This is a genomic window from Lentzea californiensis (assembly GCF_024648825.1).
GTDB lineage: Bacteria > Actinomycetota > Actinomycetes > Mycobacteriales > Pseudonocardiaceae > Lentzea > Lentzea californiensis.
Map to the genome: position 1 here is coordinate 47,018 of NZ_JANBBE010000016.1, position 24,038 is coordinate 71,055.

General features: G+C 70.4%; 23 protein-coding genes. 12 read left to right on the top strand and 11 right to left on the bottom strand.

Features of this window, described 5'->3' with window-relative positions; genetic code table 11:
- Positions 1-10 precede the first annotated feature (10 nt).
- Together LX88_RS38425 and LX88_RS38430 are read left to right on the top strand one after the other, a co-directional pair.
- The gene (locus tag LX88_RS38425) at positions 11-2,266 is read left to right on the top strand and encodes an XRE family transcriptional regulator (protein ID WP_258952667.1); all 2,256 of its coding nucleotides are present in this window, start codon (positions 11-13) and stop codon (positions 2,264-2,266) included.
- Between the two features lie 4 nt (positions 2,267-2,270).
- Complete coding sequence (locus tag LX88_RS38430) at positions 2,271-3,107, top strand: helix-turn-helix transcriptional regulator (protein WP_258952668.1); 837 nt, start codon at positions 2,271-2,273, stop codon at positions 3,105-3,107.
- Positions 3,108-3,625: 518 nt separating this feature from the next.
- Here the strand turns inward: LX88_RS38430 and LX88_RS38435 are convergent.
- Positions 3,626-4,009, bottom strand: a complete 384-nt coding sequence (locus LX88_RS38435; protein ID WP_090069274.1) for an SsgA family sporulation/cell division regulator — start codon at positions 4,007-4,009, stop codon at positions 3,626-3,628.
- A 223-nt stretch (positions 4,010-4,232) separates the two neighbouring features.
- On the opposite strand from LX88_RS38435, the gene LX88_RS38440 reads away from it, so the two are divergent.
- Positions 4,233-6,176, top strand: a complete 1,944-nt coding sequence (locus LX88_RS38440) for a helix-turn-helix transcriptional regulator (protein ID WP_258952669.1) — start codon at positions 4,233-4,235, stop codon at positions 6,174-6,176.
- A 7-nt stretch (positions 6,177-6,183) separates the two neighbouring features.
- Here LX88_RS38440 and LX88_RS38445 read toward each other — a convergent pair whose 3' ends face one another.
- From LX88_RS38445 to LX88_RS38465, 5 genes are all read right to left on the bottom strand, one after another.
- Positions 6,184-6,807, bottom strand: a complete 624-nt coding sequence (locus tag LX88_RS38445) for a DUF1345 domain-containing protein (RefSeq protein ID WP_258952670.1) — start codon at positions 6,805-6,807, stop codon at positions 6,184-6,186.
- Positions 6,808-6,952: 145 nt separating this feature from the next.
- Positions 6,953-7,513 carry a helix-turn-helix transcriptional regulator gene (locus LX88_RS38450; RefSeq protein ID WP_258952671.1) on the bottom strand — a complete coding sequence of 187 codons (561 nt, stop codon included), beginning with the start codon at positions 7,511-7,513 and terminating at the stop codon, positions 6,953-6,955.
- Between the two features lie 19 nt (positions 7,514-7,532).
- A complete protein-coding gene (locus LX88_RS38455; protein WP_258952672.1) occupies positions 7,533-8,255 on the bottom strand; it encodes a MaoC/PaaZ C-terminal domain-containing protein in 723 nt (240 codons plus the stop codon).
- A gap of 15 nt (positions 8,256-8,270) precedes the next feature.
- Positions 8,271-9,440, bottom strand: a complete 1,170-nt coding sequence (locus LX88_RS38460; protein WP_258952673.1) for an acyl-CoA dehydrogenase family protein — start codon at positions 9,438-9,440, stop codon at positions 8,271-8,273.
- A 10-nt stretch (positions 9,441-9,450) separates the two neighbouring features.
- Positions 9,451-10,596, bottom strand: a complete 1,146-nt coding sequence (locus LX88_RS38465; protein WP_258952674.1) for an acyl-CoA dehydrogenase family protein — start codon at positions 10,594-10,596, stop codon at positions 9,451-9,453.
- Positions 10,597-10,636: 40 nt separating this feature from the next.
- On the opposite strand from LX88_RS38465, the gene LX88_RS38470 reads away from it, so the two are divergent.
- From LX88_RS38470 to LX88_RS38490, 5 genes are all read left to right on the top strand, one after another.
- Positions 10,637-11,275, top strand: coding sequence for a TetR/AcrR family transcriptional regulator (locus tag LX88_RS38470; protein ID WP_258952675.1), 639 nt, complete (start codon positions 10,637-10,639; stop codon positions 11,273-11,275).
- 134 nt (positions 11,276-11,409) lie between these two features.
- A complete protein-coding gene (gene ligD, locus LX88_RS38475) occupies positions 11,410-12,411 on the top strand; it encodes a non-homologous end-joining DNA ligase (protein WP_258952676.1) in 1,002 nt (333 codons plus the stop codon).
- 48 nt (positions 12,412-12,459) lie between these two features.
- A complete protein-coding gene (locus LX88_RS38480) occupies positions 12,460-13,278 on the top strand; it encodes a phosphotransferase family protein (protein WP_258952677.1) in 819 nt (272 codons plus the stop codon).
- A 73-nt stretch (positions 13,279-13,351) separates the two neighbouring features.
- On the top strand, positions 13,352-13,573 hold the full coding sequence (locus tag LX88_RS38485) for a DUF8847 domain-containing protein (protein WP_090069289.1): 222 nt from the start codon (positions 13,352-13,354) through the stop codon (positions 13,571-13,573).
- A gap of 116 nt (positions 13,574-13,689) precedes the next feature.
- Positions 13,690-14,379 carry a DUF6319 family protein gene (locus tag LX88_RS38490; RefSeq protein WP_090069291.1) on the top strand — a complete coding sequence of 230 codons (690 nt, stop codon included), beginning with the start codon at positions 13,690-13,692 and terminating at the stop codon, positions 14,377-14,379.
- Positions 14,380-14,737: 358 nt separating this feature from the next.
- On the opposite strand, the gene LX88_RS38495 is transcribed toward LX88_RS38490, so the two are convergent.
- Positions 14,738-16,240: an alpha/beta hydrolase gene (locus LX88_RS38495; protein ID WP_258952678.1), complete on the bottom strand. Its 1,503-nt coding sequence runs from the start codon at positions 16,238-16,240 to the stop codon at positions 14,738-14,740.
- A 112-nt stretch (positions 16,241-16,352) separates the two neighbouring features.
- Between LX88_RS38495 and LX88_RS38500 the strand changes: the two genes are divergently transcribed.
- A complete protein-coding gene (locus tag LX88_RS38500) occupies positions 16,353-17,222 on the top strand; it encodes an EamA family transporter (protein WP_258952679.1) in 870 nt (289 codons plus the stop codon).
- Here the strand turns inward: LX88_RS38500 and LX88_RS38505 are convergent.
- The gene (locus LX88_RS38505) at positions 17,219-18,280 is read right to left on the bottom strand and encodes an ATP-dependent DNA ligase (RefSeq protein WP_258952680.1); all 1,062 of its coding nucleotides are present in this window, start codon (positions 18,278-18,280) and stop codon (positions 17,219-17,221) included. The genes LX88_RS38500 and LX88_RS38505 overlap by 4 nt on opposite strands.
- A 17-nt stretch (positions 18,281-18,297) precedes the next feature.
- Positions 18,298-18,951: a dihydrofolate reductase family protein gene (locus LX88_RS38510; protein ID WP_258952681.1), complete on the bottom strand. Its 654-nt coding sequence runs from the start codon at positions 18,949-18,951 to the stop codon at positions 18,298-18,300.
- A gap of 66 nt (positions 18,952-19,017) precedes the next feature.
- Here LX88_RS38510 and zapE point away from each other — a divergent pair, with 66 nt between their 5' ends.
- The 3 genes from zapE to LX88_RS38525 all read left to right on the top strand — a co-directional run bounded on the left by zapE (position 19,018) and on the right by LX88_RS38525 (position 21,973).
- Positions 19,018-20,010, top strand: a complete 993-nt coding sequence (gene zapE, locus LX88_RS38515) for a cell division protein ZapE (protein ID WP_258952682.1) — start codon at positions 19,018-19,020, stop codon at positions 20,008-20,010.
- 73 nt (positions 20,011-20,083) lie between these two features.
- The gene (locus LX88_RS38520; RefSeq protein ID WP_258952683.1) at positions 20,084-20,329 is read left to right on the top strand and encodes a DUF3040 domain-containing protein; all 246 of its coding nucleotides are present in this window, start codon (positions 20,084-20,086) and stop codon (positions 20,327-20,329) included.
- A 48-nt stretch (positions 20,330-20,377) separates the two neighbouring features.
- On the top strand, positions 20,378-21,973 hold the full coding sequence (locus LX88_RS38525; RefSeq protein WP_258952684.1) for an ABC-F family ATP-binding cassette domain-containing protein: 1,596 nt from the start codon (positions 20,378-20,380) through the stop codon (positions 21,971-21,973).
- Here LX88_RS38525 and LX88_RS38530 read toward each other — a convergent pair.
- Positions 21,970-22,374, bottom strand: coding sequence for a GNAT family N-acetyltransferase (locus LX88_RS38530; RefSeq protein ID WP_258952685.1), 405 nt, complete (start codon positions 22,372-22,374; stop codon positions 21,970-21,972). The genes LX88_RS38525 and LX88_RS38530 overlap by 4 nt on opposite strands.
- 207 nt (positions 22,375-22,581) lie before the next feature.
- A complete protein-coding gene (locus tag LX88_RS38535) occupies positions 22,582-23,967 on the bottom strand; it encodes a DUF2252 domain-containing protein (protein WP_258952686.1) in 1,386 nt (461 codons plus the stop codon).
- Positions 23,968-24,038 lie beyond the last annotated feature (71 nt).

The following is a 24,038-nucleotide window of genomic DNA, read 5'->3' on the forward strand; positions in this document are numbered from 1 at the left end:
CTTTTGTCTCATGACGTTCGGCGCCCGGCTCCTGCGGCACCGCAAGAACGCCGGGCTCAGCCAGGAGGAGCTCAGCGAGCGGTCCGGGGTGAGCGTCCGCGCGATCAGCGACATGGAACGCGGCCGCGCCCGTTCCCCGCAGCGCCGCACGACCGAGGCCCTGATCGACGCGCTGGACCTCGACGATCACGACCAGGCCGAACTGCGCCGGCTGGCCAGGACCGGCCGGGTCGCGCTCACCAGCCCGGTCTGGTCGCTCCCGATGTACGTGGCGGACCTCGTCGGCCGTGACGCCGAACTCGACGCCATCGCCAACATGCCGAACGGACTCGTGGTGCTGCATGGGGCTGCGGGCACCGGTAAGACGAGCCTCGCCGTGAGGGCCGCCCATCTGCTGGAGGGCCGCTTTCCGGACGGTCAGCTGCTCATCGACCTGGAGGGCTCCGCACAGCCCCTCCAGCGGTTGCTCAAAGACCTCGGGGTGCCCGCCGAACACGTGCCAGAAGACGCGCACGGCCAGACGCGGCTCTACCGGTCGTTGCTCGCGGGCAAGCGCCTTCTGCTCGTGCTCGACGGTGCGAGCACGGAGGAGGAAGTCCGCACACTGCGTGCGGCTCCGGGCTGCCTCACGATCGTCACGTCCCGGCACAGGCTCGCCGGGCTGGCGGGCGCGACGTGGATCCGGCTCGGCGGGCTCACCGAACCGTGCGCCGTCGAACTGCTCTCGTCGATCATCGGCGCACAGCGCGTCGAGGCCGATCCCGGGACGGCGCGGGAACTCGTCCGGCTCTGCGGGACGTCGCCGCTGGCGCTCCGGATCGCGGGCAACCGGCTCGCCAGTCGTCCACGATGGCCGCTCCGCCACCTCGTGGAGCAGATCGAGGAACGCCGCCTGGCCGCGCTCACCGCCGGCGACCTGGACGTGCGCGGCGCGTTCGAGGTGTCGCTGGCGCACCTGCCGCAGACCGCGCGGCTGGTGTTCCGGCGGCTCGGGCTGCTTGTCGGCACGCACGTCGGCCCTCAACTCGCGGCCGAACTGGCCGGCGTCACCGTCGAGGAGGCCGAACAGGCGCTGGAGGACCTCACCGAGGTAAGCCTCCTCGACCCCGACGACCACGGCTACGCGATCCATGGCCTCGTGCGGACGTTCGCCACCGGCCTGGTCGACGCCACCGACGACGACGCGGACCGCAGGATGCTCGCCTGGCTCCTGGAGACCACCGTGGCCGCCGGAGTCCTCTTCGGACAGACCGGTGACGCCCGGCGGGTGAGTCCGCGGCGCAGGGCCTTCCCCGACGTCGCCACGGGACGGCGCTGGCTGGACCAGCACCGCGACCTGCTGCCCGAGATCGTCGAACGGGCGCAGGCGAGGGGGCTGCACGAGGAAGTGACCCGCGCGGTGATCGCCGTGTCGCACTACGCGGCCATCGAACCGGGCCTGGTCTGGGAACGCGTCTACCGCCTCGCACTGGCCTCCGCGCGCGAACCGTGGCAGGAGGTCGTGGTGCGCGGTCAGCTCGGCTGGGTGCTGTTCGACGTCGCACATCGGCCGGGACCGGCGCTGGAGGTGCTGACCGGCGCGGCCAGGATCGCCGGGGAGTCGGGGGAGACCGGGCACCTCGGCTGGGTGTGGCTGATCGCGTCGGCCGCGCACAGCGGGCTCGGGGAGTTCGACGAGGCCGAACGCGTGTGCCTCAAGGCGATCGGCTCGATGCGGGAGCCGATGGACGAGCACTACGCGCGTTCCGTGCTCGGCGTGCTGTGGCGGTCGATGAACCGCCCCATCGCCGCCGTGACGGCCCACGAAGAAGTAGCGAAGGAACAGCGCGCCTACGCCAGCACCATCTACGAACTGTCCGCACTGGGGCGCACGCTCGGATGGCTCGGCCTCGCGCTGATAGACGTCGACAGGCCGGACGACGCCGTCGAGGTACTCACCGAGGCAGAGGCGGTCTACCGGCGTGCCCGGATGGCGTCCTGGCTCGCCACGACGTTGTGGCACCGCGGTCTGGCCCACCGCGCGGCGGGCCGCCTCGCCGAGTCGGACGAGGACCTGGACCAGGCGCTCGCCGGGTTCCGCGCGCTGGGCGACGGCGTGGGCGAGATCGAGATCCTGCGTGCCCTCGCGCACAACGCCGGGTCACGTGGCGACCACAGCGCGTACCGAGATCATCTGCGAGACTCGCTCGCGGCGTGCGAGCGGTGGGACACGGACGCGACGCGCGAGATCGCCGCCGAGGTGCGGAAGTGCCTGTCCGGAGGGTGAGGGAATGCGGGCGACCACCTTCAGCGAGTTCCTGCGCTTCTACCGGCGCCGCAGGGGACTCACCCAGGAGGACCTCGCCGCTCGCACCGGCCTGGGCGTCCGCCGCCGAAACGCTCATCGCGCCGGCCGGATCGCGGCCGACCTGGAGTCGGCGGACCGGGTCGCGGCGCTGTGCGGAGGGGTGCCGCTGGCGCTCGCCATCGCGGGCCGCACCGCCTTCGAGCTGTCCTACCGTCTGCTCGCACCCGAAGCGGCGACCCTTTTCAGCCGGCTCGCGCTGGTCCACGGCCCGGACACGTCCGTCGAACTCGCCGCCGTGGCGGCCGGGACCGATGACGCCGAGGCGTTGCTGGAGGAGCTCGTGGACGCGAGCCTGCTCCGCGCGGGCGTTCCCGGCCGGTACTCGTTCCACGACCTGGTCCGCGACTACGCGCGCGAGCGGCTGCACAGCGACGAACCGGACGTGGAGACACACCGCCTGCGCACGCATGACTGGTTCCTGGCCACCGCGACGAGTCACGCGTCGGCGTTCCTGCCGGACGACCAGGGCACCGCCGACCTGGCCGGTGCGCACCGCTGGAACTGCGGCAACGGGCCCAGCAGCTCAACTTCGTGTGCTGGGTCCACATCGCGCGGCACACGAACATCCCGATGGCCAAGCGGTGGCACCACGAGGCGTTGCGGGCGGCGCGGGAGTGCGGCTCGCTGGCGGAACGGGCCTGGGCGCACTGCTACCGGGCGGGCATCGCGAACCGCGACGGCGCGCAGGCGGACGGCGTGGTCCACGCCAGGCAGGCCGCCGAGCTGTTCCGGGAGGCGGGCCGGCCGATGGACGTGGTGATCGCGCTGTCGTTCTCCCGCGTCCTGCTGCAACGGCAAGGCCGGTTCGAAGAGGCCGTCGAAACGCACAGGGCGTGCGTCGAGCAGGAACGCGCATTGTGAGGGGACGAGCGCGGCGTAACGCTGGAGAACGCCGCCCAGCTGGCGCTCCGCCTGGCGGACGCCCTCGTCGGGACCGGCGAGCACGACGAGGCGTTGAGCGTGGTGGCGCACGCCGAGGAACTCCTCGGGCGGGGCTCGGCGAACCTGCTGTCGATGGCCGGGCACACCTGTGGCCGCGTGCTGGCCGCGGCCGGGCGGTTCGCCGAGGCACGGGACCAGCTGGCCGGCGCGGTGGTGTCGCTGTCCGACCCGGAGGCCAAGGTGGCCGTGCTGATGAAGATCGCCGGGCTCTGCGACCGCGTCGGCGACCACGACGCCGCCGTCCGGCACCGGGTGCGGGCGCTGGCCGAGAGCGAGGGCTACGAGTCGCCCGGCATGACCAGGCTGCAGCGCGACCTCGCGGAAGTGCTCGGCCTCTCAGCGCAGGACGGTGCTCAGGAACGCGTCGGCGTCGAAGTGCTCCGTGCCACGGGGTACCAGCCGGTCGGTGGCGGCGAGGAACTTGCGCAGCGTGCCCGCCGGCACCCGGAAGACCGTCATGTGCCGGTCGGAGACGAGCTCCAGCACCAGCACCCGGCTCGAATGCGGCCGCAACCGCACGTCGCCGTCACCCGCTCTCCTGCTCATGCCCTCGGCGAGCAGGTCCCTGCCCATGACCCAGGTGGCGACCGAGCCGCCCGCACGGAACCTCATCGTCACCGCGAACGGGTCCTCCGACCGGTAGAGCAGCTCAGTCTCGACCGGCGCGGTGGAGCCGTTCGGCCGGACGAAGTCGAAGACGGTGCGTGACGCGACCCGCATCGGAACTCCTAGAGGTGTTCGTGAGGTGTACATAGGGAATCACGTAATGGGCAGCGAATTGGTTCACGACGAGTCGTTGTCATTACCAATTGATTGGTCGAACGGTTTTCGCGTTCCAGGCGGGTGCTTCGACACCCGATGTTGTGCGAAGGGGCAGACCTGCGGAACTTCTGCCGGTGCTTCTGCATGGTCACGCGGGACGGCCCGCGATTTGCTGGTTGACATGGTCACCCCGCTCAGCCCCGGTCTCGTGGGCACCGCCGTGCGCAGGGCGGGTGGCCTGCTCGTCGGACGTGAGCGGGAGATCGCCGTCCTGACGGAGGCGCTGAGCGGTGGCGCTCGCTCGTGCGTTGTGCATGGTGCAACTGGTATGGGCAAAAGCGCATTGCTGTCCGTTGCTTCTTCAATCGCGGTGCGCAGCGGGTTGCGGCCGGTGCGCGGATTGCGGGCTTTGAGCGGGGTCGACAGCCACACGGTCCTGGTGGTCGACGACGCCGAGCGGCTGTGCGCGGAGGAGGCCGACCGGCTGGCGCGTTTCCGGGGCGCGGTGCTGCTCGCCGGCGACTGCGATCCGGACGTCCTGGAGGTCGTGGACGCCGTGCGGATGCCGTTGCGGCCGATCGATGCCGAAGCGGTCGCGGAGATGATCCGGCGGCGCTTCGACGCCGAGGTGCCGCCGGACCTGGCCGCGTTGTGCCTGGAGTACAGCGGTGGGGCTCCCGGCGTGCTGAGCGACGTCCTGGACGTGGTCACGGACCTGTCCTCGTTGCGTGCCGTGCTTCCCGGCCTGCGGCTGCCGCGCCTGCTGCGGGCCGTGCGCCGGAGCTGGGAGGTGCTGGACGCCGACGCGGTCGCGGTCGCCCGTGCGCTGGCGGTGCTGGGCAGCGCCTCTCTCGACGTGCTGTGCGAGGTCGCTGGAATGGGGTCGTTCCGCACCTTGGCCGCGTTCGAACGCCTTGTCGACGTGCGTCTCGCCGTCAGTGACCCGATGCGCGTCCAGTCGCCGGCGCTGAGCCATGCGATCCGGCACGAGATGACACCCGAGTCACGTGAGTCCCTGCACCGAGCGGCCGCCGAGGTCACGCATCGGCGGTGCGATCCGCCGGTCGCCGTCGCCGAGCACGTGGTGGCCTGCGCGGAACCCGTCGGCGCGCGGTGGGTGGCACCGCTCCTGCACGGGGCGGCGCGGCTGCACCAGGCCGCCGGGCGGCCGGAGCAGGCGGTGAGGTGCCTGCGCGCCGCTCTGCGCGAGCCGGTGGACGGCGAGATCGCCGAGCACGTGGCCGTAACGATGGCGGAACTCCACCTGCGTTGCGGCATCGCGCCCCGGGCCGGCGAACTCGCCCGGCAGCGGCCCGCCGCGGGGGAGTGGTTCGACGCGGTGGTGCTCGACTGGCAGTGCGACGAGGACCTGCTCGGCCACTCGGCCGCGCCCGTCGTGCCGGAGGATCCTGAACGGGCCCTGCGAGATCTCCCCGAGACGGGGCCGCGGATCGTTCCGCTCGCTCTCGCCGGACTCGGCCTGCTGCGCAGGGGTTCCGAACGAGTCGTGCTGGACTTGGCGCCAGAGCTGCGGATCCGGCTCGTCGGTGCGGAACGGGACTGGCTGACCGCGCTGGAGATGTGGGCTCATCGGGCCGGTGGCGACCACGCCGAGGTCTCCCGGCTGATGCGCGAACTCGCCCAGGCGTCACCGCTGCGGGGCTGCGTGGCGCTGGGGGCGGCGGCGTTCGTCGCGTCCTGTGTGGACGCCGGTCGTCCTGGCGACGCACGGGAGATGTTGGTGCGGCTCGGTTACACGGGCACGCTGCCGCCGGTCTGGACGTGCGCGTTGTTGCTGCACCAGCGCGCCCGCATGCACCTCGCGCTCGGCACCGCCCGTGCCGCACTGGCCGACGCCGAACGCGCCGGGGCGGCCGAACTGGCGGATCAGGCGCGTGCGGCGCTGGGCCGGGAACACCGGCCGCCGCGTGGGGCGGCGTGGGACCGGCTGACGCCGCACGAGTCGCGAATCGTCTCGCTGGTGCTGGAAGGCGAGACGAACAGGTCGATCGCGGCGCGGTTCAACGTCACGCAACGGGCGGTCGAGCTGCACCTCACCCGCGTCTACCGCAAAGCCGGCATCAGCAGGCGGGTGCAGCTCTCCTCCGTCTTCGGCCTCGCCTGACGCGTGATCAGCCGCCGATCACGCCGATGGCGATGCCGAGCATCGCGGTGTTGTAGATGAACGAGAGCACGCCGTGCGCGAGGATCCGCAGCCGCATCGCGGAGGTGTGCGCGTCGACGTCGGAGACGGCGAAGGTGGTGCCGACGGTGAAGGAGAAGTACGTGAAGTCGATGTAGGTCGGGTGTTCGGTGCCGGGGAACACCAGCAGTTTCTCGGGCAGGGCGCTGTAGTAGGCCTGCGCGTAGCGGTCGGCGTAGCCGAAGTGCAGGATCGCCCATGCCAGCAGCACGGCGAGCACACCGAAGGCCTTGTCGGCCACCGCGGCTGGGGTGCCTTCCTCGATGAGCACGATGGTCAGGCCGGACGTGATCCCGACCAGGCTGGTGAACAGGGTGAACAGGGTGCCGCTGCGGCGGCCCAGCGCGGTCTTGACCCAGGCGCCCTGGTCGTCGCCCGCCCGCTTGCTCCGGCTGAGGCGGATGACGCGGATCGTGAGGTAGACGACGGCGAGGACGTCCCACAACGCGATCCAACGGGTGTCGCCCACCTCCGCGAAGAAGATGGGGATGCCGAGCAGGGCGAGTGTGCCCTCGATGATCCGGGACAGCACGATGGACGGGCTGAAACGCATGACTTTCCTTCGTCGGAACGGCAGGGGGTCGTCGCCCACCTCGTCCGGACGACGACGGCCATTCCGCGGGAGCGATCTCGGGGAGAGGTTATAGGCCATTCGTGTTTGTTCGATCCGTTGCGTCTCAACAGGAGTCGCTGAGCTGTCAGAGCAAGCCGGAACGCAGCGCCCACGCCACCGCGTGCACCCGGTTGCGCAGCCCGAACCGTTCCAGCAGCTGGTGCAGCGCGTACTTCACGGTCCGCTCCGAGCAGAACAGCCGCGCGGCGACCTCCGCGATCGTCGCGCCGTCGGCCAGCAGCTTCAGCAGTTGCAGGTCGCGGTCGTTCAGCACCGGCGAGCGGTCCTGCACCGCGTGGCCACCGACGAGCAGCTTGATCAGCCGTTCGGCGTTGACGTCCGCCCGCCGCAACGGAACCGCCAGCCCGGCCTGGGCCGCGATCGACGGGGTGAGGTCGTGGATTCGGGCCGCGATCACGACGATCTTGGGCGAACCGCAGGCCCTCAGCCGTGCGGCCTGCTGCGCGCACAGCTCGTTCACCAGGGCCAGCAGCACATGTGCGTCCGAGCGGTCCTGGACCACCCGCACGCGTGGTGAGTTCTTCAACAGGTGCGTCACGCCGGCCGAGCTGATCAGGTCACGGGACTCCACCGCCACGCGCACCGGTTCGATTCCGGAGTCCACGGTTGCCAGGGCGCTGCTCATGACTCGATCGTGCGAGCTTTCAGCGGCTGTCCACTTCGGAAAACCGAACCGATCCGAGCAGAACCTGCCGGTCGTTCGCGAACGTGCGGAACTCGCCGGTCGGCCAGCGCTCGATCCGGAGCTCGTCACCGGGCGTCACCGGCGCGGTGAACCGGGCGTGCAGCTCGGTGAAGTCCAGGCCGCGCACGGTGATCCCGAGCGTGCACAGGCCGTGCAGGATGGGCTGCGCGAACCCGGCCCGGCGCGCGAACTCGGCGTCGTGGTGCATCGGGTTCACGTCGCCGGTCTCGCGGTACCGCAGGGCCTGGTCCCCGGTCGTCTGGAAGAAGCCGACCTCGGGAGCGGTGCCGGGGACGGTGAACTCGCGCGTCTCACCGCGTTCGCAGCCGAAACCGCCTTCGCCCTTGACGAAGCACGACGACCGCGTGCTCGCGTGGGTCGACTCCCACGTGCTGACCACGAGCGCGCCGGAGCCCTTGTCGTAGATGTCGGTGACGGTCTTGGTGACGACCGCCGAGCCGTGCGACGGGAGCGGGCCGTGCAGCCACAAGGACTGCTCGGCGTGCAGGACCTGGGTCATGTCGGCGCCGGTCAGCCCTAGTTGCGGGCCGCCCTGCTGCAGCAGCGGGATGGCGAACGCGGGGGAGTAGCCGCCGGCCGCCGCCGCGTACACCCCGGCGTCGCCGGCCGACCAGGTGCGGACCTGTCGTTCGACGACGCCGAGGATGCCGTGGTTGAGCATCACCCCAACATAGGGCTACCCGAGCGTGCCGCGGATGTTCGCGTGGCCCTTGAGGAGGTTGCGGGCGATCGTGCGGCGCTGGATCTCGTCGGTGCCCTCGTAGATGCGCAGCAGCCGCAGTTCGCGGTACCAGCGCTCGATCGGCAGCTCACGGGTGTAGCCCATGCCGCCGTGGATCTGCAGCACGCGGTCGACGATCTCGTTGGCCTTGATGCCGCCGTAGAGCTTCGCGATCGACTGCGCCTGCCGCGAGTCCTGCTTCTGGTCGACGAGCCACGCGGCGTGCAGCACGAGCCAGCGCAGTGCCTCGATCTCGACCGCGGAGTCCGCGATCATCCACTGGATGGCCTGGTACTCGGCGATGGGCTGCCCGAACGTGACGCGGTTCTTGGCCTGCTCGATCGCCATCTCGACCAGCCGCTCGACGCTGCCGAGCGCTCGGGCGGGCAGCAGGTAGCGGCCCTGGCCGATCCACTGCATCGCGAGGTGGAAGCCCTTGCCCTCCTCGCCGAGGATGTTCTCGTGCGGCACGCGGACGTTGTCGAACACGAGCGCGGCCGGACCCCACTGGCCCATGGTCGGGATGGGTTCGGACTTCCAGCCCATGTCGCGGTCGACCAGGAAGCACGTGACGCCGCCGTTGGCGCCCTTCTCCTTGTCCGTCACGGCGAACACCATGACGAAGTCGGCCTCGTTGCCCTGCGTGATGAAGGTCTTCTCGCCGTTGATGACCCACTCGTCGCCGTCCCTCACGGCGGACGTGCGGATGGCCTTGGCGTCACTGCCGGCGCCGGGCTCGGTGATCGCGAAGCACGACACGCGTTCGCCGGAGATCGTCGGCAGCAGGTAGCGCTGCTTCTGCTCCTCGTTGCCGTGGAACAGGATGTTGTCCGCGTAGCCGCCGAAGCGGAACGGGACGAAACTGCGGCCCAGTTCGGCCTCGAGGAGCGCGGTCATCACGGCGCCGAGGCCCATGCCGCCGTACTCCTGCGGCGTGAGGACACCGAAGAACCCGGCCTGCTTGGCCTTGTCCTGCAGCTCCTTCAGCTCGTCCCGCGCGAGACCCGGCTGGCCCGCGCGTTCGCGGCGCAGCACCTCGGGCTCCAGCGGGATGATCTCCTTGCGCACGAAGGTCCGCACCCAGTCGCGGATCTCCTTCTGCTCCTCGTCGAGCGTGAAGTCCATTTCTTTCCTTTCAGGCGAACGCGTTGATGCCCGTCAGCGCGCGACCGATGAGCAGTTTCTGGATCTGGCTGGTGCCCTCGTAGAGGGTGGTGACACGGGCGTCCCGCAGGTACTTGCCCACCGGGTACTCGTCGATGTAGCCGTAGCCGCCGAAGACCTGGATGGCGTTGTTGGCGACCTTGACCGCCGCCTCGCTGGCGAAGAGCTTGGCCATGCTCGCCTCGGTGCGGAACGGCTCGCCGCGGTCGGCCAGGTCGGCGACGCGCCACGTCAGGAGCCGGGCGGCGTCGGTCTCCACGGCCATGTCCGCGAGGAGTTCCTGGACGAGCTGGAAGCCCGCGATGGGCTTGCCGAACTGCTCGCGTTGCCCGGCGTACCCCAGCGCGGCCTCCAGTGCGCCCCGGGCGGCACCGACGCAGCCCGCCGCGACGGACATGCGGCCCTTGTCGAGCGAGCCCATCGCGAGCTTGAAGCCCTCGGTGCTGAGCAGGGCGTCCTCCGGCACGTCGACGTCGTCGAGGGTGATCTCGGCGGTGGCCTGGCCGCGCATGCCGAGCTTGCCCTTGATCTCGGTGGCCTCGAAGCCCTTCGAGGCGGTGGGGACCAGGAAGGCGCTGATGCCCTTCGGGCCCGGTCCGCCGGTGCGGGCGAACACGAGCGCGACGTCGGCCCACGTGCCGTTGGTGATGAAGACCTTGCGGCCGTTGATCCGGTAGCCGCCGTCCGTCCTGGTGGCCTTGGTGACGAGGCTGCCCGCGTCGCTGCCGGTGCCGGGTTCGGTGAGGGCGAAGCAGCCGACCTGGGTGCCCGCGGTCAGGCCCGGCAGCCAGCGTTGTTTCTGCTCCTCGGTGCCGTGTGCAGCAATCGACTTCGCGACCAGGCCGAGCGAGACGGAGATGATGCCGCGGACCGCGCTGTCGCCGCGGGCGATCTCCTCGAGGACCAGGCAGTAGGCGAGGTTGTCGCCGCCGGAGCCGCCGTAGCGCTCGTCGATCCCGAGCCCGAGGAACCCGACCTCGCCGAGCGCGGGGACCAGGTCCCTGTCGATGGCCTCGTCGCGGTCCCAGCGCGTGGCATGGGGGACGATGCGTTCGTCGGTGAACCGCCGGGCCAGCTCCCTGAGCTGCCGGTGTTCGTCCGAAAGCGTTAGATCCACAGGCCCTCCCGACTAACCGAACAGTGTTAGGTTAACTCACATGCCCCGGCCGAGCACCCCTCTGCTGAGCCCCGACCGGATCAGGTCGGTGGCCCTGGCCATCATCGATCGTGACGGCCTCGACGGCCTGTCCATGCGCAAGCTCGCCGCCGAGCTGGGCGTGCAGGCCGCGTCGCTGTACGGGCACGTCCGCACCAAGGACCAGCTGCTGAACGACATCGCCTCGTCGATCCTGTCGACCGTCGACGTCTCGGGCTTCACCGTCGACTGGCGCGAGGGCCTGATCCGGTGCGCGCGCTCCTACCGTGCGGCGTTGTCGTCGCACCCGAACATCGTTCCGTTCCTCGCGTACGGCCCGGCTGGCCGCGAGGAGTCGCTCCAGCGCCTCGACCTGCTGCACGGCGCCCTGGTCGACGCCGGCTGGTCACGCCGCGAGGCCACGATGATCGCCGCGGGCCTGATGTACATCGTGTTCGGCTCGGCCCTGAGCTCGTTCTCCAGCGGGTTCTCGTCCGATCCCGCGGACTACACCGACCGCTACCCGCACCTCGACCGCGCCCACCTGCTGCCCGGTGTCGCCCGCGAACTCGACCGCGACAGCTTCGAGCTGGCGCTCGCGGCGTTCGTGCGCGGCCTTCAAGGCCTGTGTCGAGGTCCCGATCGCGATAGCCGGGCTTGAGGCGGCCCCTGGCGGCACGGCCGGACGACCCACATACAACACCGGTATGCGGGCCGTCCGGCCGCACCACCAGAAACCACCTCAAGCGCGACTTCCATCGAACGTGACCTCGACACAGGCCTTAATGTTCTGCCGTGGCTTCCAAGGCGATCGAGCTCGAGGTCGGTGACCAGCTGGTGCGGGTGTCCAACCCGGACAAGCCGTACTTCCCCGCGCGGGGCATCACCAAGCGGCAGGTGGTCGAGTACTACCGCACGGTGGCGCCGGTCCTGCTGCGGGTGCTGCACGACCGTCCCGTCGTGCTGAAGCGCTACGTGGACGGCGTCGAGGGCGAGGCGTTCTACCAGAAGCGCGTGCCCAAGGGCGCCCCTGACTACGTCGAGACCGTGCAGGTGAAGTTCCCGTCCGGCCGTCCCGCCGACGAGATCTGCCCGACCTCCGAGGCCGTGATCGTCTGGGCCGCGAACCTCGGCACGTTCGACTTCCACCCGTGGCCGGTGCGCCGTCCCGACGTCGACCACCCGGACGAGCTGCGCATCGACCTGGACCCGCAGCCGGGCACCGACTTCTCCGACGCCGCCCGCGTGGCCCAAGTGCTGCGCGAGGTGCTGGCCGACGCGGGTCTCACCGGCTACCCCAAGACCTCCGGTGGCCGCGGCATCCACGTCGCCGTGCGGATCAGGCCGGAATGGGACTTCGTCGACGTCCGGCACGCCGTGATCGCACTGGCCCGCGAGGTCGAGAAGCGCGCCCCCTCCCAGGCGACTTCGGCCTGGTGGAAGGAAGAACGCGGCGAGCGCGTCTTCATCGACTTCAACCAGGCCGCCCGCGACCGCACGATCGCCTCCGCCTGGTCGGTGCGCGGAACGCCGCGCGCGACGGTCTCGACCCCGGTGCTGTGGGACGAGCTGTCCACTGTGGACCCGGACGACTTCGACGTGCTGACCGTGCCGAAGTACCTGGAGGAGCGCGGCGACCCGCACGCCGGCCTGGACTCCGGGGCGTTCGGCATCGAGACGCTGCTGGAGTGGTACGCGGCCGATCCGCGCGGTGAGATGCCCTACCCGCCGGACTACCCGAAGATGCCCGGTGAGCCGCTGCGCGTGCAGCCTTCCCGCGCCCGCAAGCAGGAGTGACTGCGCGGGAGGTGGCGTTCGCCGGCCCCGATCGGTGATGATCACGGTGTGGAGCCGACGCAGCAGGACGCCGAGTCGTACCGCGACCGCCTGGGGCTGGACGGCGATGTCGTGCGGTTCGAGGAGGGGTCACTGCCCGTCTTCGCCGTCGGGGACGACCTGGTGCTGAAGTTGTTCCCGCCGCAGTACCACGGCGAGGTGCCGATCGAGGTCGCCGTGATGGAGGCGCTGCACGGCAGGTTGCCGGTGCCGACTCCCCGGTGCCAGGGCGTCGGGGTGCTCGACGACTGGGCGTACGTGCTGATGTCGCGGCTGCGCGGTGAGGAGCCCGCGGTGCCGGACGTCGAGGTCAGCGCGCGGGTCGGGGAAGTGCTGAAGGCGCTGCACGCGATCGAGCCGCCCGCGGTCCTCGGGCCGGGGGACTGGGCCGCGTTCGTCGCCGGGCAGCGGCGGGGATGCGTTGAGCTGCAACGCGAGCGCGGCCTGGACGAGCGGTGGCTGGAGCGGATTCCGGCGTTCCTCGACGGGGTGGATCTCGGTGCCGAGCGGCCGGTGTTGCTGCACACCGAGGTGATGAGCGCACATCTGTTGTGGCGCAACGGGACTTTGTCCGGACTGTTCGACTTCGAGCCCGCGATGCGCGGGGCGTTCGAGTACGAGTTCGCCAGTGCCGGGCTGTTCGTGACCAAGGGCGACGCGAAGTGCTGGAAGGCGTTGGTGGAGGCGTACGGGCGGGTGCCGGATCCTCGCCGGGTGATGGCTTACGCGCTGTTGCACGTCTACTCCGACTTGCCCAAGTACCTGCGTGAGATGTCTGAGGGGGATTCGTTCGACGAACTCGCCGTGCGGTGGTTCGGGAGTGAGTGAGCCAACCGGCTGTATCGGGAACGGATCCAGTGGCCGACCTCGTAGACTGGGCTGAACGCGAGAGGAGGTCGTGATGTCCCAGCCATATGTAGTGCGGTACGTCGGCGGTCCCCTCGACGGCAGGGTCGATTCGCTGCCGTCCACGCCCGAGGACCCGAAGCAGACCGTGACGTACGTGCACCTGCACGGCGGGCCCAAGATCGTGCACGTGTACGACCTGTCGTACGCGGTCGAGTACGGGTGCGAGTACCAGTTGCGAGCCGAGGACGCCGAAAAGGCCGAAGAAGAGGCCTGAGAGCGCTCTCACGCGCTGCTTCGCCCGTTGATGATCTTGTTGCCGACCCTGTGCTCAGAAATGTCAGGGGTGTAGGGCATGCTGGGGCACAGGTGTTCGAACGGGGAGGCAGCGCGATGGCGAAGAAGAGCGGGCTGTCGGCGGAGGACGTCGTCGACCTGCGGTCGCAGTTGGACGAAGGCAGTCAGCCGATGGTGTGGTTCACAGCGGCCGCGGTCGGCATGGAGGAGGGCAGGTCGGCGAAGCTGCTGGCCGTCATCGACCCTCCGGAGGGTGATTTCATCCAGGTCCGGCCCACGGGCTCGAAGGACGAGATGTCCTTCTCCCCGGCCGAGTTGACGCTGGAGAAGCCGCCGCCGCGCAAGAAGCCGGCGACCCCGCCTCCGGCGCCGCCGGAGCCGCCGCGGGAGACTGAGGTCATCCACCCCTACGTCCCGGAGGCGCCGGTGAAGCCCGCGGCCCCCAAGCCGAAACCTGCACCCGCTCCCGCCGAGCAGGCGCCCGCGAAGCCCGCCGCGCGCAAGCAGGCCGCGAAGAGCACCTTCCCCGAGGTCACGATCACGCTGGTGACGACGGGCGAGGGCGAGTGGGCCGTAGAGGTGCTGCAGGGCACTCGCAGGACGGTCCGGCCGACGCCGGTGCCGCCCGCGCAGGTGGCCCAGGCCGCGAAGCTGCTGACGCCCGAGGTCGCCGAGATCGTCGAGGGCGTGCTGAACGCGGCGCGTGCCCAGCAGCTCGCCCGGGTGGAGCAACTGCGTGCCGAACTGGAGGCAGCCCAGAAGGCCCTGGCCGACCTGGGCGCGTAGCGCGATCACGTGCTGCGACGCACTGGTGGTTGTCTGCACGCGTTCGGGTGAGAGGGGTTCCCAGGGCTGGTGGCGGGGCGGACCGTGAGGTGCGCGGATGTCCCGCGCAGGTCCGGCTTGGAGGACGGGGAGGCCCTGATGGGTACGTGTGGGTGCTGTTCCGGGTGCACGGGGCCCGGCTGCGGCTGCTGTTCCAGCTGCTGACACGAAGATTCGCGCGGGGAGCTGTTCGCGTCGTGGTCACGCGAACGGCTCCTCCTTTGCGTTCAGCGGCACTGATCGGGGCGCGCAGACGGCACACCCCGACAGCGTCTCCGCATCGCGGTTGAGCGAGAGCTCCCTGTCCGCCGTAGCCCGATCAGGGCGGGCAGACGGTGCCGTTCGACGGCACCTTCGCGTCGATCAGGTAGTCGCGCACCGCCGTGGTCGCGCACCCCGACAGGGTGAGCGCGCCGTGCCCGCTGCCCTGCCACCCGATCAACGACGACCCCGGCAGCCGCTGCGCCGTGTGCTCGGTGCCGGGCGCGGGGGTGGAGAGGTCGTTGGCGGTGCTGAGGACCACGATCGGGGGCGCGCTCTTCAGGGCGTCCACCTTCTCGGCCTTGGGTGGCGGGAACGGGTTGCAGTGCAACAGCATGCGGGCGAACACGGCGCCGAACATCGCGTGCTTCGACTGCCAGTCGGCGGTGAGGGCCTTCACCCGGTCCGGGGGGATGCGGGTGGCGGTGTCGTTGCAGCCGATGATCAGGCCCGCGTCGAAGCGCGGCGGGTTCTCGTCCAGGTCGTTGACCAGCGGTTCCAGCAGGGCGAACAGGCCCGTGCTGTCGCCGGCTCGGGCCTTCACCAGGGCGTCGGCGAGTGCGGGCCAGCGGGCCCGGTCGGTCAGGCCCGCCAGGATCGCGTTCAGGGCCGAGCCCGGGGTCAGGTCGACGTACTCGCCGCGCACGCGGCCGGTTCGCAGCTGGGCCAGGAGTGCCGTGACGTCCTCGCGGGGGTTCGAGAGCGCGCAGCCACGGGTCTTGCAGTCGCGGGCGAACGCGTCGAACGTCGCCTCCGCCGCGACGGCGCGGGACTCGAGGACGCCCACCTGGTCGAGCGCCGGGTCCGGGGCGCCGTCCAGGACGGTGCGGCCGATGCGGTTCGGGTAGCGCTGGGCGTAGGTCGTGACGACGCGCGAACCCTCGCCCAGGCCGATGGCGTTGAGGCGGTCGGTGCCCAGGTAGTCGCGGAGGCGTTCGAGGTCGGCGGCCGCGCGCCACGAGTCGAACGCGGTCAGCCGGCCTTCGAGGTCGAGCACGCACTCCTGCGACGCCTCGCCCGCGGCGACCACGAGGGTCGACTGCTCGGTCTCGGCCGGGTCGTACTCGACGAGCTGTGCGCGCGTGGCCTGCGGAACGCACGCCATGCCGTCCGAACGGCCGGTGCCGCGCCGGTCCATGCCGATGATCGTGAACGTGCTGAGGATTTCCTTCGGCAACGCCGCCGCGAGCCGCGCGGCCTTCAGCGTGCCGGGCTCGCCGCCGGGGTCGTTGACGACGACCAGCGCGCTCTTGCCCGTGCCGACGCGCGTCAGGGCGATGCCGATCGTGCCGCGGCCGGGGCGTCCCGGCGGGTCGAGCACGGTGGTCATGCGCGCGCATTCGTACTTCTGGTCGCCCTGCGGGACATCGGCGCCGAAGCGGTCCTTCATCTGCTCGTTGCACGGCGACCACGGCAGCGAGTCCGCCTTGTACTCGCTCAGCGGGGGCACGGGCTGGGGCCCGGCGAGCGTGCTCTGGTCGACGGGCTGGTCGCCCTCGCCCTTGACCGCGATCACCGGCCTGTTCGAGGGCCCCGCGCTGCACGCCGTCAGCACGCTCACTGCCAGTAGGGCCAAGGCAGCGCGACGCACAGATTTCCTCACTCTCGTTCACACTCCGGGAAGCTGAGCCTCGCACGGCACAGGTGAGAATCCAGTGAGTCAGGATGGGGGCATGGCTCGCGCTGATCGGCTTCCCGCCGCTCGTCTCATGGGTGGCATCCCGCCGACGGCCCTCGTGCTCCTCGGCATCGTCAGCGTGCAGGTCGGCGCCGCGTTCGCGAAGCAGCTGTTCACGGTCGCGGGTGCGGCGGGCACGGTGACGTTGCGCCTGGTCATGGCCGCGCTGGTACTGGTCGTGATCTGGCGCCCGTCCGTCCGGCTCGACCGCCGCACGCTCGTCACCATCGCCACCTACGGCACGGTGCTCGCGGCGATGAACCTCTGCTTCTACGCGGCGCTCGACCGCATCCCGCTCGGCGCGGCCGTCACGATCGAGTTCCTCGGGCCGCTCGCGGTGGCCGTCGCCGGGTCACGGCGCTGGATCGACGGCGTGTGGGTGTTGCTCGCGGCTGTTGGAGTGGTGCTGCTCACGGGCGTGCAGGGCGGTCTGTTGTGGACAGGTGTGTTGTTCGCACTGGCCGCGGGCGCGTGCTGGGCGGCGTACATCCTGGTGACGGCCAGGCTCGGCAGCCAGACGACCGACGGCAAGGGCCTCGCGCTCGCGATGGTGGTCGGGGCGGTGATCGCGCTGCCGTTCGGCGTCGGCTCGGCAGGCACGGCGATGCTCGACCCGCTGGTGCTCGCGGCGGGGTTCGCGGTCGCGCTGATGTCGTCGGTGGTCCCGTACTCGCTGGAGCTGGAGGCGTTGCGCCGCATGCCGCCGCGCGTGTTCGGGATCCTGATGTCGATGGAACCGGCGGTGGCCGCCGTCGCGGGCCTGCTGCTGCTCGGCGAGCACCTCAAGGCGGCACAATGGGCTGCCGTCTGCTGTGTCGTGATCGCGTCGATCGGTGCGACGCGATCGGCCAAGCCCGACGTCTAACGGGCCCGGAGCTCGCCCTTCAACACGGAAGCCACGTCGTAGCGGGCCGGGATCTCCAGCTGGTCGTAGCGGCACGACAGCGGTTCCCGGTCCGGCCGCCACCGCGCGAACTGGCCGTTGTGCCGCAACCGCACCGGCTGCTCGCCCTCGGTCTGCGTGTAGTGGATCTCCAGCACCCGCTCGGGACGCAGCGCCACGTACTCGGCCTGCTTGCCGCGCCACCGGTTGATCTCACCGGGGATCCGCTGGCCCGGAACGGGACTCGCCCACGGGTGGTCTCCCGTGGTGATCAACGGCGCCAGCTCGGCCGCGAGCTCCCTGCGTTCGGCGGCCTTGAACGAACCGCAGACGCCGATGTGGTGCAGCAGGTCGCCGGAGTCGTAGACGCCGAGCAGCAACGAACCGACCGCCGTGCCGGGCTCGGTGTCCTTGTGCCAGCGCAACCCGGCGAGCACGACGTCGGCGGTGCGGGCGTGCTTCACCTTGATCATCGAACGCTTGCCCGGCGTGTACGGGCCGTCCGACGGCTTGCCCATCACGCCGTCCAGCCCGGCGCCCTCGAACAGCGTGAACCACTGCCGCGCAGTCTCGACGGACGTCGTCGCGGGCGTCACGTTCAACCCGGGCAGCTGCAGCAACGCCTCGCGCCGCGCGATCGTCGGCGACTCCATCAGCACCTCGGACCCCAGCGCGAGCAGGTCGAAGGCGACGAACGTGGCCGGCGTGGACTCCGACAGCATCGTCACCCGCGAGGCGGCCGGGTGGATGCGCTCGGACAACGCGTCGAAGTCCAGCTCGTCGTTCTTCGCGACCACCAGCTCGCCGTCGACGACCACCCGGTCGGGCAGCACGTCCAGCATCGAGGCGGCGACCTCGGGGAAGTAGCGGTTGAGCGGCTTGCCGCTGCGCGACTGCAGCAGCACCTCGTCGCCGGAGCGGAACACCACGCAGCGGAACCCGTCCCACTTCGGTTCGAAGAACAGGTTCGCGTCGTCCGGGATCCCGTCCACCGCGGTGGCGAGCATCGGCTGCAGCGGCGGTGTCAGCGGTAGGTCCACGCGCACATCCTGCCTCTTCAACTGGAATTCTGCCGTTGATACCGCAGCAAAAGCACGTCGTCCTCGCGTAGCACCGACACCAGCGCGAGGTCCACGGGCGGGATCACCGGACCGTGCGCGATCCGTGAGGAGTCGCCCACCGCGAGCAGGGGTGCCACCGTCAGGTTCAGCGCGTCCACCAGGCCGGCGGCCACCATCGACCCGAACAACCGCGGCCCGCCCTCGAGGTCGATCCGGTGCAGTCCCCGTGCCGCGAGCTCGGTGACCGCGACGCCCAGGTCCACCTCGGTCTCGCCGGCGACGACCACGTCGGCGGGCAGCGCGGGCATCCGGGCGGCCTCGGTGGTGATCACGATCGGCGGCACGGCGGTGTCGGTGAACAGCGGCAGGTCCGGCGTCAGCGACCCGCGCGCCGTCACCACGGCGATCGGCAACGGCCTGGTGCGCTTCGCGCCCCGGTACCCCTCGGCCAGCACAGTCGCCGAGCCCACCAGCACGACGTCGGCGAGTTCGCGCCCGAGCAGGTAGATGCGCCGGTCCGCGGGCGAGCCCAGCCCGGCCGACCGGCCGTCGACCGACACCGCGCCGTCCACGCTGGACACGAAGTTCGCGGTCACCCAGGTGCGGCCCGCGGGATACCCGTACAGCGACTCGAGGGCTGTGTCGGTCATCTCAACGCCCGGTGAGGGCCACAACATCTCCACCGAGCCATCCCATCACGCCGATAAGGTGCGGGCATGCGCTTGTCCGACCGGGATCCTCAGATCGGTGCCGACGAACTGATCGAGGGCCTGGTACCGCCACCGAGGTTCGACTCGGTCAGCTTCGACACCTACATCCCGAACCCCGACGAACCCTCGCAGGCCGCCGCGGTCGAGGCGGGCCGCCTGTTCGCCGCGCGGGTCAGCGTGCGCCGCAAGAAGTGGTCGCTGTTCGGGTCCAGGGACTCCGACGAGGGCAAGCTCGGCCTCTACCTCGACGGCGGCTTCGGCGTCGGCAAGACCCACCTGCTCGCCTCGCTCTGGCACGCCGTGCCGGGCCCTAAGGCGTACGGCACGTTCGTCGAACTGACGAACATGGTCGGCGTCCTGACGTTCCCCGAGGCTGTGAAGCGGCTGTCGGGCCACAAGCTGCTCGCCATCGACGAGTTCGAGCTCGACGATCCCGGCGACACGATGCTGGTCACGCGCCTGATCAAGGAACTCGTCGCGGCCGGCGTGCACGTCGCGGCCACCTCGAACACGCTGCCGGACAAGCTCGGCGAGGGCCGGTTCGCCGCCGCTGAATTCCTGCGCGAGATCCAGTCGATGTCGTCGAAGTTCGACGTCGTGCGCGTGGACGGCCCCGACTACCGCCACCGCGGCCTGCCGGATGCCCCGTCACCCATGTCAGACACTGACTTGATTGTTAGAGCCTCTAACACCGCAGGTTCGACCCTCGACGACTTCGACGACCTCTGCAAGGCGCTCGCCCGCATCCACCCGTCGAAGTACGGGCGGCTGCTCGACGGCGTCACCGCGGTGCACCTGAAGGACGTCAAGGCCGCGCCGGACCAGAGCGTCGGGCTGAGGCTCGTGGCGTTCGGCGACCGGCTCTACGACCGCGACATCCCGGTGGCGGTCTCGGGGCAGCCGCTCTCGGAGCTGTTCACCGACGAGATGCTGCGCGGCGGTTACCGCAAGAAGTACCTGCGAGCTGTCAGCCGATTGGTCGCACTTTCTCGGGTTTGACTCCGGCGGCGTTCGAGTATCCACTGGGTGGCGGGCGGGAATGATGACGTCCCGACGTCCTCCGGAGGCACTGATGCTGAGTGAAGCCGAACGCCGCTCGCTCGAGGAGATCGAACAGCGGCTGCTCGCGGACGAGCCGAGACTCGCCCGCACGATGAACCGCCAGGTGCGTCCCTGGTTGCTCTACTCCCTCCTGTTCGTCTTCGGCGGTCTCACGGTGCTGCTGACGGTGATCAGCGCGTTCGGCCCCGCCTTCCAGTGCCTCATGGTCACCGCCGCCGTGCTGGTGTACCGGAGGTACCCGCTCCGCCTGCGGTGACCGGAAACTCACTGGCTTTCCCGGGCGGCGACCCCGACGATCTCGGGCGTGGGTTATCTGGAAGCGAACGGGCTCGCGTACACCCTGCCTGACGGCAGGGAGCTGTTCCGCGACGTCTCGTTCAAGGTGAGCGGCGGGACCGTGGTCGCGCTCGTCGGCGCGAACGGTGCCGGCAAGACGACGCTGCAACGGATCCTGTCGGGGGAGCTCACCCCGAAGCAGGGCAGCGTGCACGTGCAGGGCGGGCTGGCGGTGATGCCGCAGTTCATCGGCTCGGTCCGCGACGACTCGCTCGTGCGCGACCTGTTGCTGTCGGTCGCCCCCGAGGCGTTGCGCAAGGCGGCCGTGGAGCTCGACGACGCCGAGCTCGCGCTGATGGACACCGACGACGAACCCGCCCAGATGCGGTACGCGAACGCCCTCTCCGGCTACGGCGAGGCAGGCGGGTACGACATCGAGGTGCTCTGGGACACCGTCACCGTCGCCGCCCTAGGCCTGCCCTACGACCGCGCCCGGTTCCGCGAGGTCCGCACGCTCTCCGGCGGCGAGCAGAAGCGCCTGGTCCTGGAGACCCTGCTGCGCGGCCACGAGCAGGTCCTGCTGCTCGACGAGCCCGACAACTACCTCGACGTCCCCGGCAAGCGCTGGCTCGAAGACCGGCTGAAGGCCACCGACAAGGCCGTTCTCGTCGTCAGCCACGACCGTGAGCTGCTGTCCACGGCCGCCACGCACGTCGTCACGGTCGAGGCGCATTCCACGTGGACGCACGCGGGCTCGTTCGGGACGTGGCACGGCGCCCGGGCGAAACGCATCGACAGGCTGCTGGAAGATCACCGGCGCTGGAACGAGGAGCACGAGCGGCTCAAGGACCTCGTCCGCACGCTCCAGCAGCTGGCCAAGTCCTCCGAGGTGATGGCTCAGAAGTACCGGGTCATGGCCGCGCGCCTCGAACGCTACGAGCAGGCGGGCCCGCCGCCGGAGATCCCTCAGGACGAGAAGGTCACGCCTCGGCTGAAGGGTGGCCGGACGGGCGTGCGCGCGATCACGTGCGAGGCGCTGGAGCTGACCGGGCTGATGCAGCCCTTCTCGCAGGAGATCTTCTTCGGTGACCGGGTCGCCGTGCTGGGCGCGAACGGCTCCGGCAAGAGCCACTTCCTGCGGCTGCTCGGCGGTGACGAGGTGAGGACCACCGGCAAGTGGAAGCTCGGCGCACGGGTCGTGGCGGGCCTGTTCGCGCAGACGCACGAGCACCCGGAGTGGCTCGGCCGCACGCTCGTCGACATCCTCTGGCACGGCGAGGGCCAGCGCACCGGCAAGGACCGGGGCGCAGCGATGTCGGTGCTGCAGCGCTACGGCCTGCACCAGGCGGGCGACCAGCGGTTCGAGAACCTCTCCGGCGGGCAGCAGGCGCGGTTCCAGATCCTGCTGCTGGAGCTGTCCGGGGCGACGTTGCTGCTGCTCGACGAGCCGACGGACAACCTCGACCTCGCGTCGGCGGAGGCGTTGCAGAACGCGCTGAACGACTTCGAGGGCACGGTCGTCGCGGTCACGCACGACAGGTGGTTCGCGAAGTCGTTCGACCGGTTCCTGCACTTCCGGGCGGACGGCAAGGTGTCCGAAGTGGACGAACCGGTTTGGACCTAGAGCTCCCAGGACACGAAGGCGCCGTCGTCGATCGACCCGCCCGCCTTGCGGTACGTGGCCTGCGCCGCCGTGTCGCCCGCGGCGGTGCCGGTCCACATCGCGTAGCAGGCCCGTTCCACCGCGAGGGCTTTCAGCGCCTCCACCAGCGCGGTGCCGATGCCGCGCCGCAGGAACGCGTCGTCCACGCCCAGCTCGTAGAGGAACATCTCGGTGCCCTTGTCGGGGTGCGTGGTCTCCACCCCGGACACGAAACCGGCGGGCTGGTCGCCGATGTAGGCGATCAGCAGATGGCTGTGATCCTGCGCCAGGAACCGCGCGGTCGCGTCCGGCCGCGGCGGCGCGTCGAACAGGTGCGCGGCGGCGAACACGTCGTCGGTGGAGTCGGCGCGGCGGATCTTCATACCGCCAGGCTAGGCGGTGTCCGACAATTCCGTCGGGCGATAGTGGCGGCCGAGGGATCCGCGGACGGCGCCGCCGCAACGCCCGGATACGCCCGGTATGAGGCCGTCGCGGCGACATCGTCCGCGGATCGCCCGCCCGCGCCTCTCACCGGACGAAATCGTCAGACACCGCCTAGGTCGACTCCGCGGCGAGGGCCTGAAGGCGCGTCAGCGGGCCTCGGCGGTCGCGGGCAGCTTCCCGTTCTTGACCAGCCTGGCCAGCTCGGCGTGGTCCGCCTCGGTCTGGTCGGCGTAGTCGAACGCGTACTTGGCGAAGGCCTCGTCCAGGTCATCGCCGCCGCCGTTCTGGAAGTAGCCGGCCAGCAGCCGCGGGTCCAGGGACCTGGTGTGCGCGCGGGCCAGCAGGGCGCCGGCGAAGCGGCCGTAGTCGTCGAGGTCGTCGCGCTTCAGCGTGGTCGCGTCGATCTCGCCCTTGCGGTTGCGGAACTGCCGCACGATGAAGTGCCGGCCCTCGATCGTCGTCCAGCCCAGCAGGATGTCGGTCTCCGCTTGCACGAGCCGCGCGCCGTGCACGATCCGCTTGCCCTCGTGCTTGGCGGGCTCGACGTTCAGGAACGGCTGCAGCGCGGACGGCCTGGCCTCCTTGGCCTGCAGCACCAGTGCCTCGGAGCCGTTGCCGTGCAGGAGGATCAGGTAGTTGCGCAGGCCGACGCTGCCGGTGCCGACGACGCGGAACGCCACGTCCGACACGCCGTAGCGCATGATCAGGTTGGTCCGCGACTCGCGCAGGGTGTCCACGTAGGACGGCAGCGAGGCGATCACGGCCTTGGCGGTCGGGGGAGTGGCCTCGGTGAACGTCGGCGGGTTCGTGATGAACCGCCACTTCTCGCCGTCGTGCGCGGTCCACTTGGCGGCGAACTTCGCGCTGGTGTTCCTGCGCGACTTCTCGGCGGCCTTGGAGAAGTCGTTGAGCAGGTCGTCGGCCTTGACCTTCGACAGCGTGGACTCGTCACCCAGGGCGGTCCACGAGTCCATGAACGGGATCTCCGCGAGGTGCCGGATCGTGCCCCGGTACGCGCTGACGGCGTCCTCGGCGGCGTCGCGGCAGCCCTTGTCCGACACGCCGCCGACGCGACCGGCCAGCACCAGCGAGGCGACGAGCCGCTTGAGGTCCCACTCCCACGGGCCGGGCAGCGTCTCGTCGAAGTCGTTGATGTCCATGACGATCTGGCCCTCGGGCGTGCCGTAGAGGCCGAAGTTCGCTGCGTGTGCATCACCGCACAGCTGAGCGTGAAGGCCCGTCGAGCACCCGGCGGCGAGATCGCCCGCCTGCAGCCCGGCCGCACCGCGGAAGAACGCGAACGGGTTCTCCAGCATCCGCCCGATCCGCAGCGGGATCAGGTTTTCCAATCGGCCCTTGTTGCCGGCGCGCAGGAACTCCAGCACGGACGGGCGTGAAGGGGCCAGCGACATCGCGCGGTGCGCCCTGAAGTCCACTGAGGACCGCAGTGCGCGTCCCTTGGCGTAGACCTCGTCCGGCTCAACCCATCTGCCCAAAGCGGCAGCGGCCTCAGCACGCACCCGTTCACCCATAAGAGTCATGATGCATGCGGCGGACGAACCAGGAGGCTCGTCCGCCGCAACTGTGACCTAGCTACGAACGA

Excerpts from the sequence above, each read along its gene's own strand:
- LX88_RS38520 (WP_258952683.1), top strand. The coding sequence starts at position 20,084 with ATGCTGAGTGAAGCCGAACGCCGCTCGCTCGAGGAGATCGAACAGCGG.
- zapE (WP_258952682.1), top strand. The coding sequence starts at position 19,018 with ATGCGCTTGTCCGACCGGGATCCTCAGATCGGTGCCGACGAACTGATC.
- LX88_RS38445 (WP_258952670.1), bottom strand. The coding sequence starts at position 6,807 with ATGCGTTTCAGCCCGTCCATCGTGCTGTCCCGGATCATCGAGGGCACA.
- LX88_RS38530 (WP_258952685.1), bottom strand. The coding sequence starts at position 22,374 with ATGAAGATCCGCCGCGCCGACTCCACCGACGACGTGTTCGCCGCCGCG.
- LX88_RS38435 (WP_090069274.1), bottom strand. The coding sequence starts at position 4,009 with ATGCGGGTCGCGTCACGCACCGTCTTCGACTTCGTCCGGCCGAACGGC.
- LX88_RS38455 (WP_258952672.1), bottom strand. The coding sequence starts at position 8,255 with ATGCTCAACCACGGCATCCTCGGCGTCGTCGAACGACAGGTCCGCACC.
- LX88_RS38440 (WP_258952669.1), top strand. The coding sequence starts at position 4,233 with ATGGTCACCCCGCTCAGCCCCGGTCTCGTGGGCACCGCCGTGCGCAGG.
- LX88_RS38425 (WP_258952667.1), top strand. The coding sequence starts at position 11 with ATGACGTTCGGCGCCCGGCTCCTGCGGCACCGCAAGAACGCCGGGCTC.
- LX88_RS38485 (WP_090069289.1), top strand. The coding sequence starts at position 13,352 with ATGTCCCAGCCATATGTAGTGCGGTACGTCGGCGGTCCCCTCGACGGC.
- LX88_RS38450 (WP_258952671.1), bottom strand. The coding sequence starts at position 7,513 with ATGAGCAGCGCCCTGGCAACCGTGGACTCCGGAATCGAACCGGTGCGC.
- LX88_RS38470 (WP_258952675.1), top strand. The coding sequence starts at position 10,637 with ATGCCCCGGCCGAGCACCCCTCTGCTGAGCCCCGACCGGATCAGGTCG.
- LX88_RS38500 (WP_258952679.1), top strand. The coding sequence starts at position 16,353 with ATGGCTCGCGCTGATCGGCTTCCCGCCGCTCGTCTCATGGGTGGCATC.
- LX88_RS38490 (WP_090069291.1), top strand. The coding sequence starts at position 13,690 with ATGGCGAAGAAGAGCGGGCTGTCGGCGGAGGACGTCGTCGACCTGCGG.
- LX88_RS38510 (WP_258952681.1), bottom strand. The coding sequence starts at position 18,951 with ATGACCGACACAGCCCTCGAGTCGCTGTACGGGTATCCCGCGGGCCGC.
- LX88_RS38430 (WP_258952668.1), top strand. The coding sequence starts at position 2,271 with ATGCGGGCGACCACCTTCAGCGAGTTCCTGCGCTTCTACCGGCGCCGC.
- LX88_RS38535 (WP_258952686.1), bottom strand. The coding sequence starts at position 23,967 with ATGGGTGAACGGGTGCGTGCTGAGGCCGCTGCCGCTTTGGGCAGATGG.
- LX88_RS38460 (WP_258952673.1), bottom strand. The coding sequence starts at position 9,440 with ATGGACTTCACGCTCGACGAGGAGCAGAAGGAGATCCGCGACTGGGTG.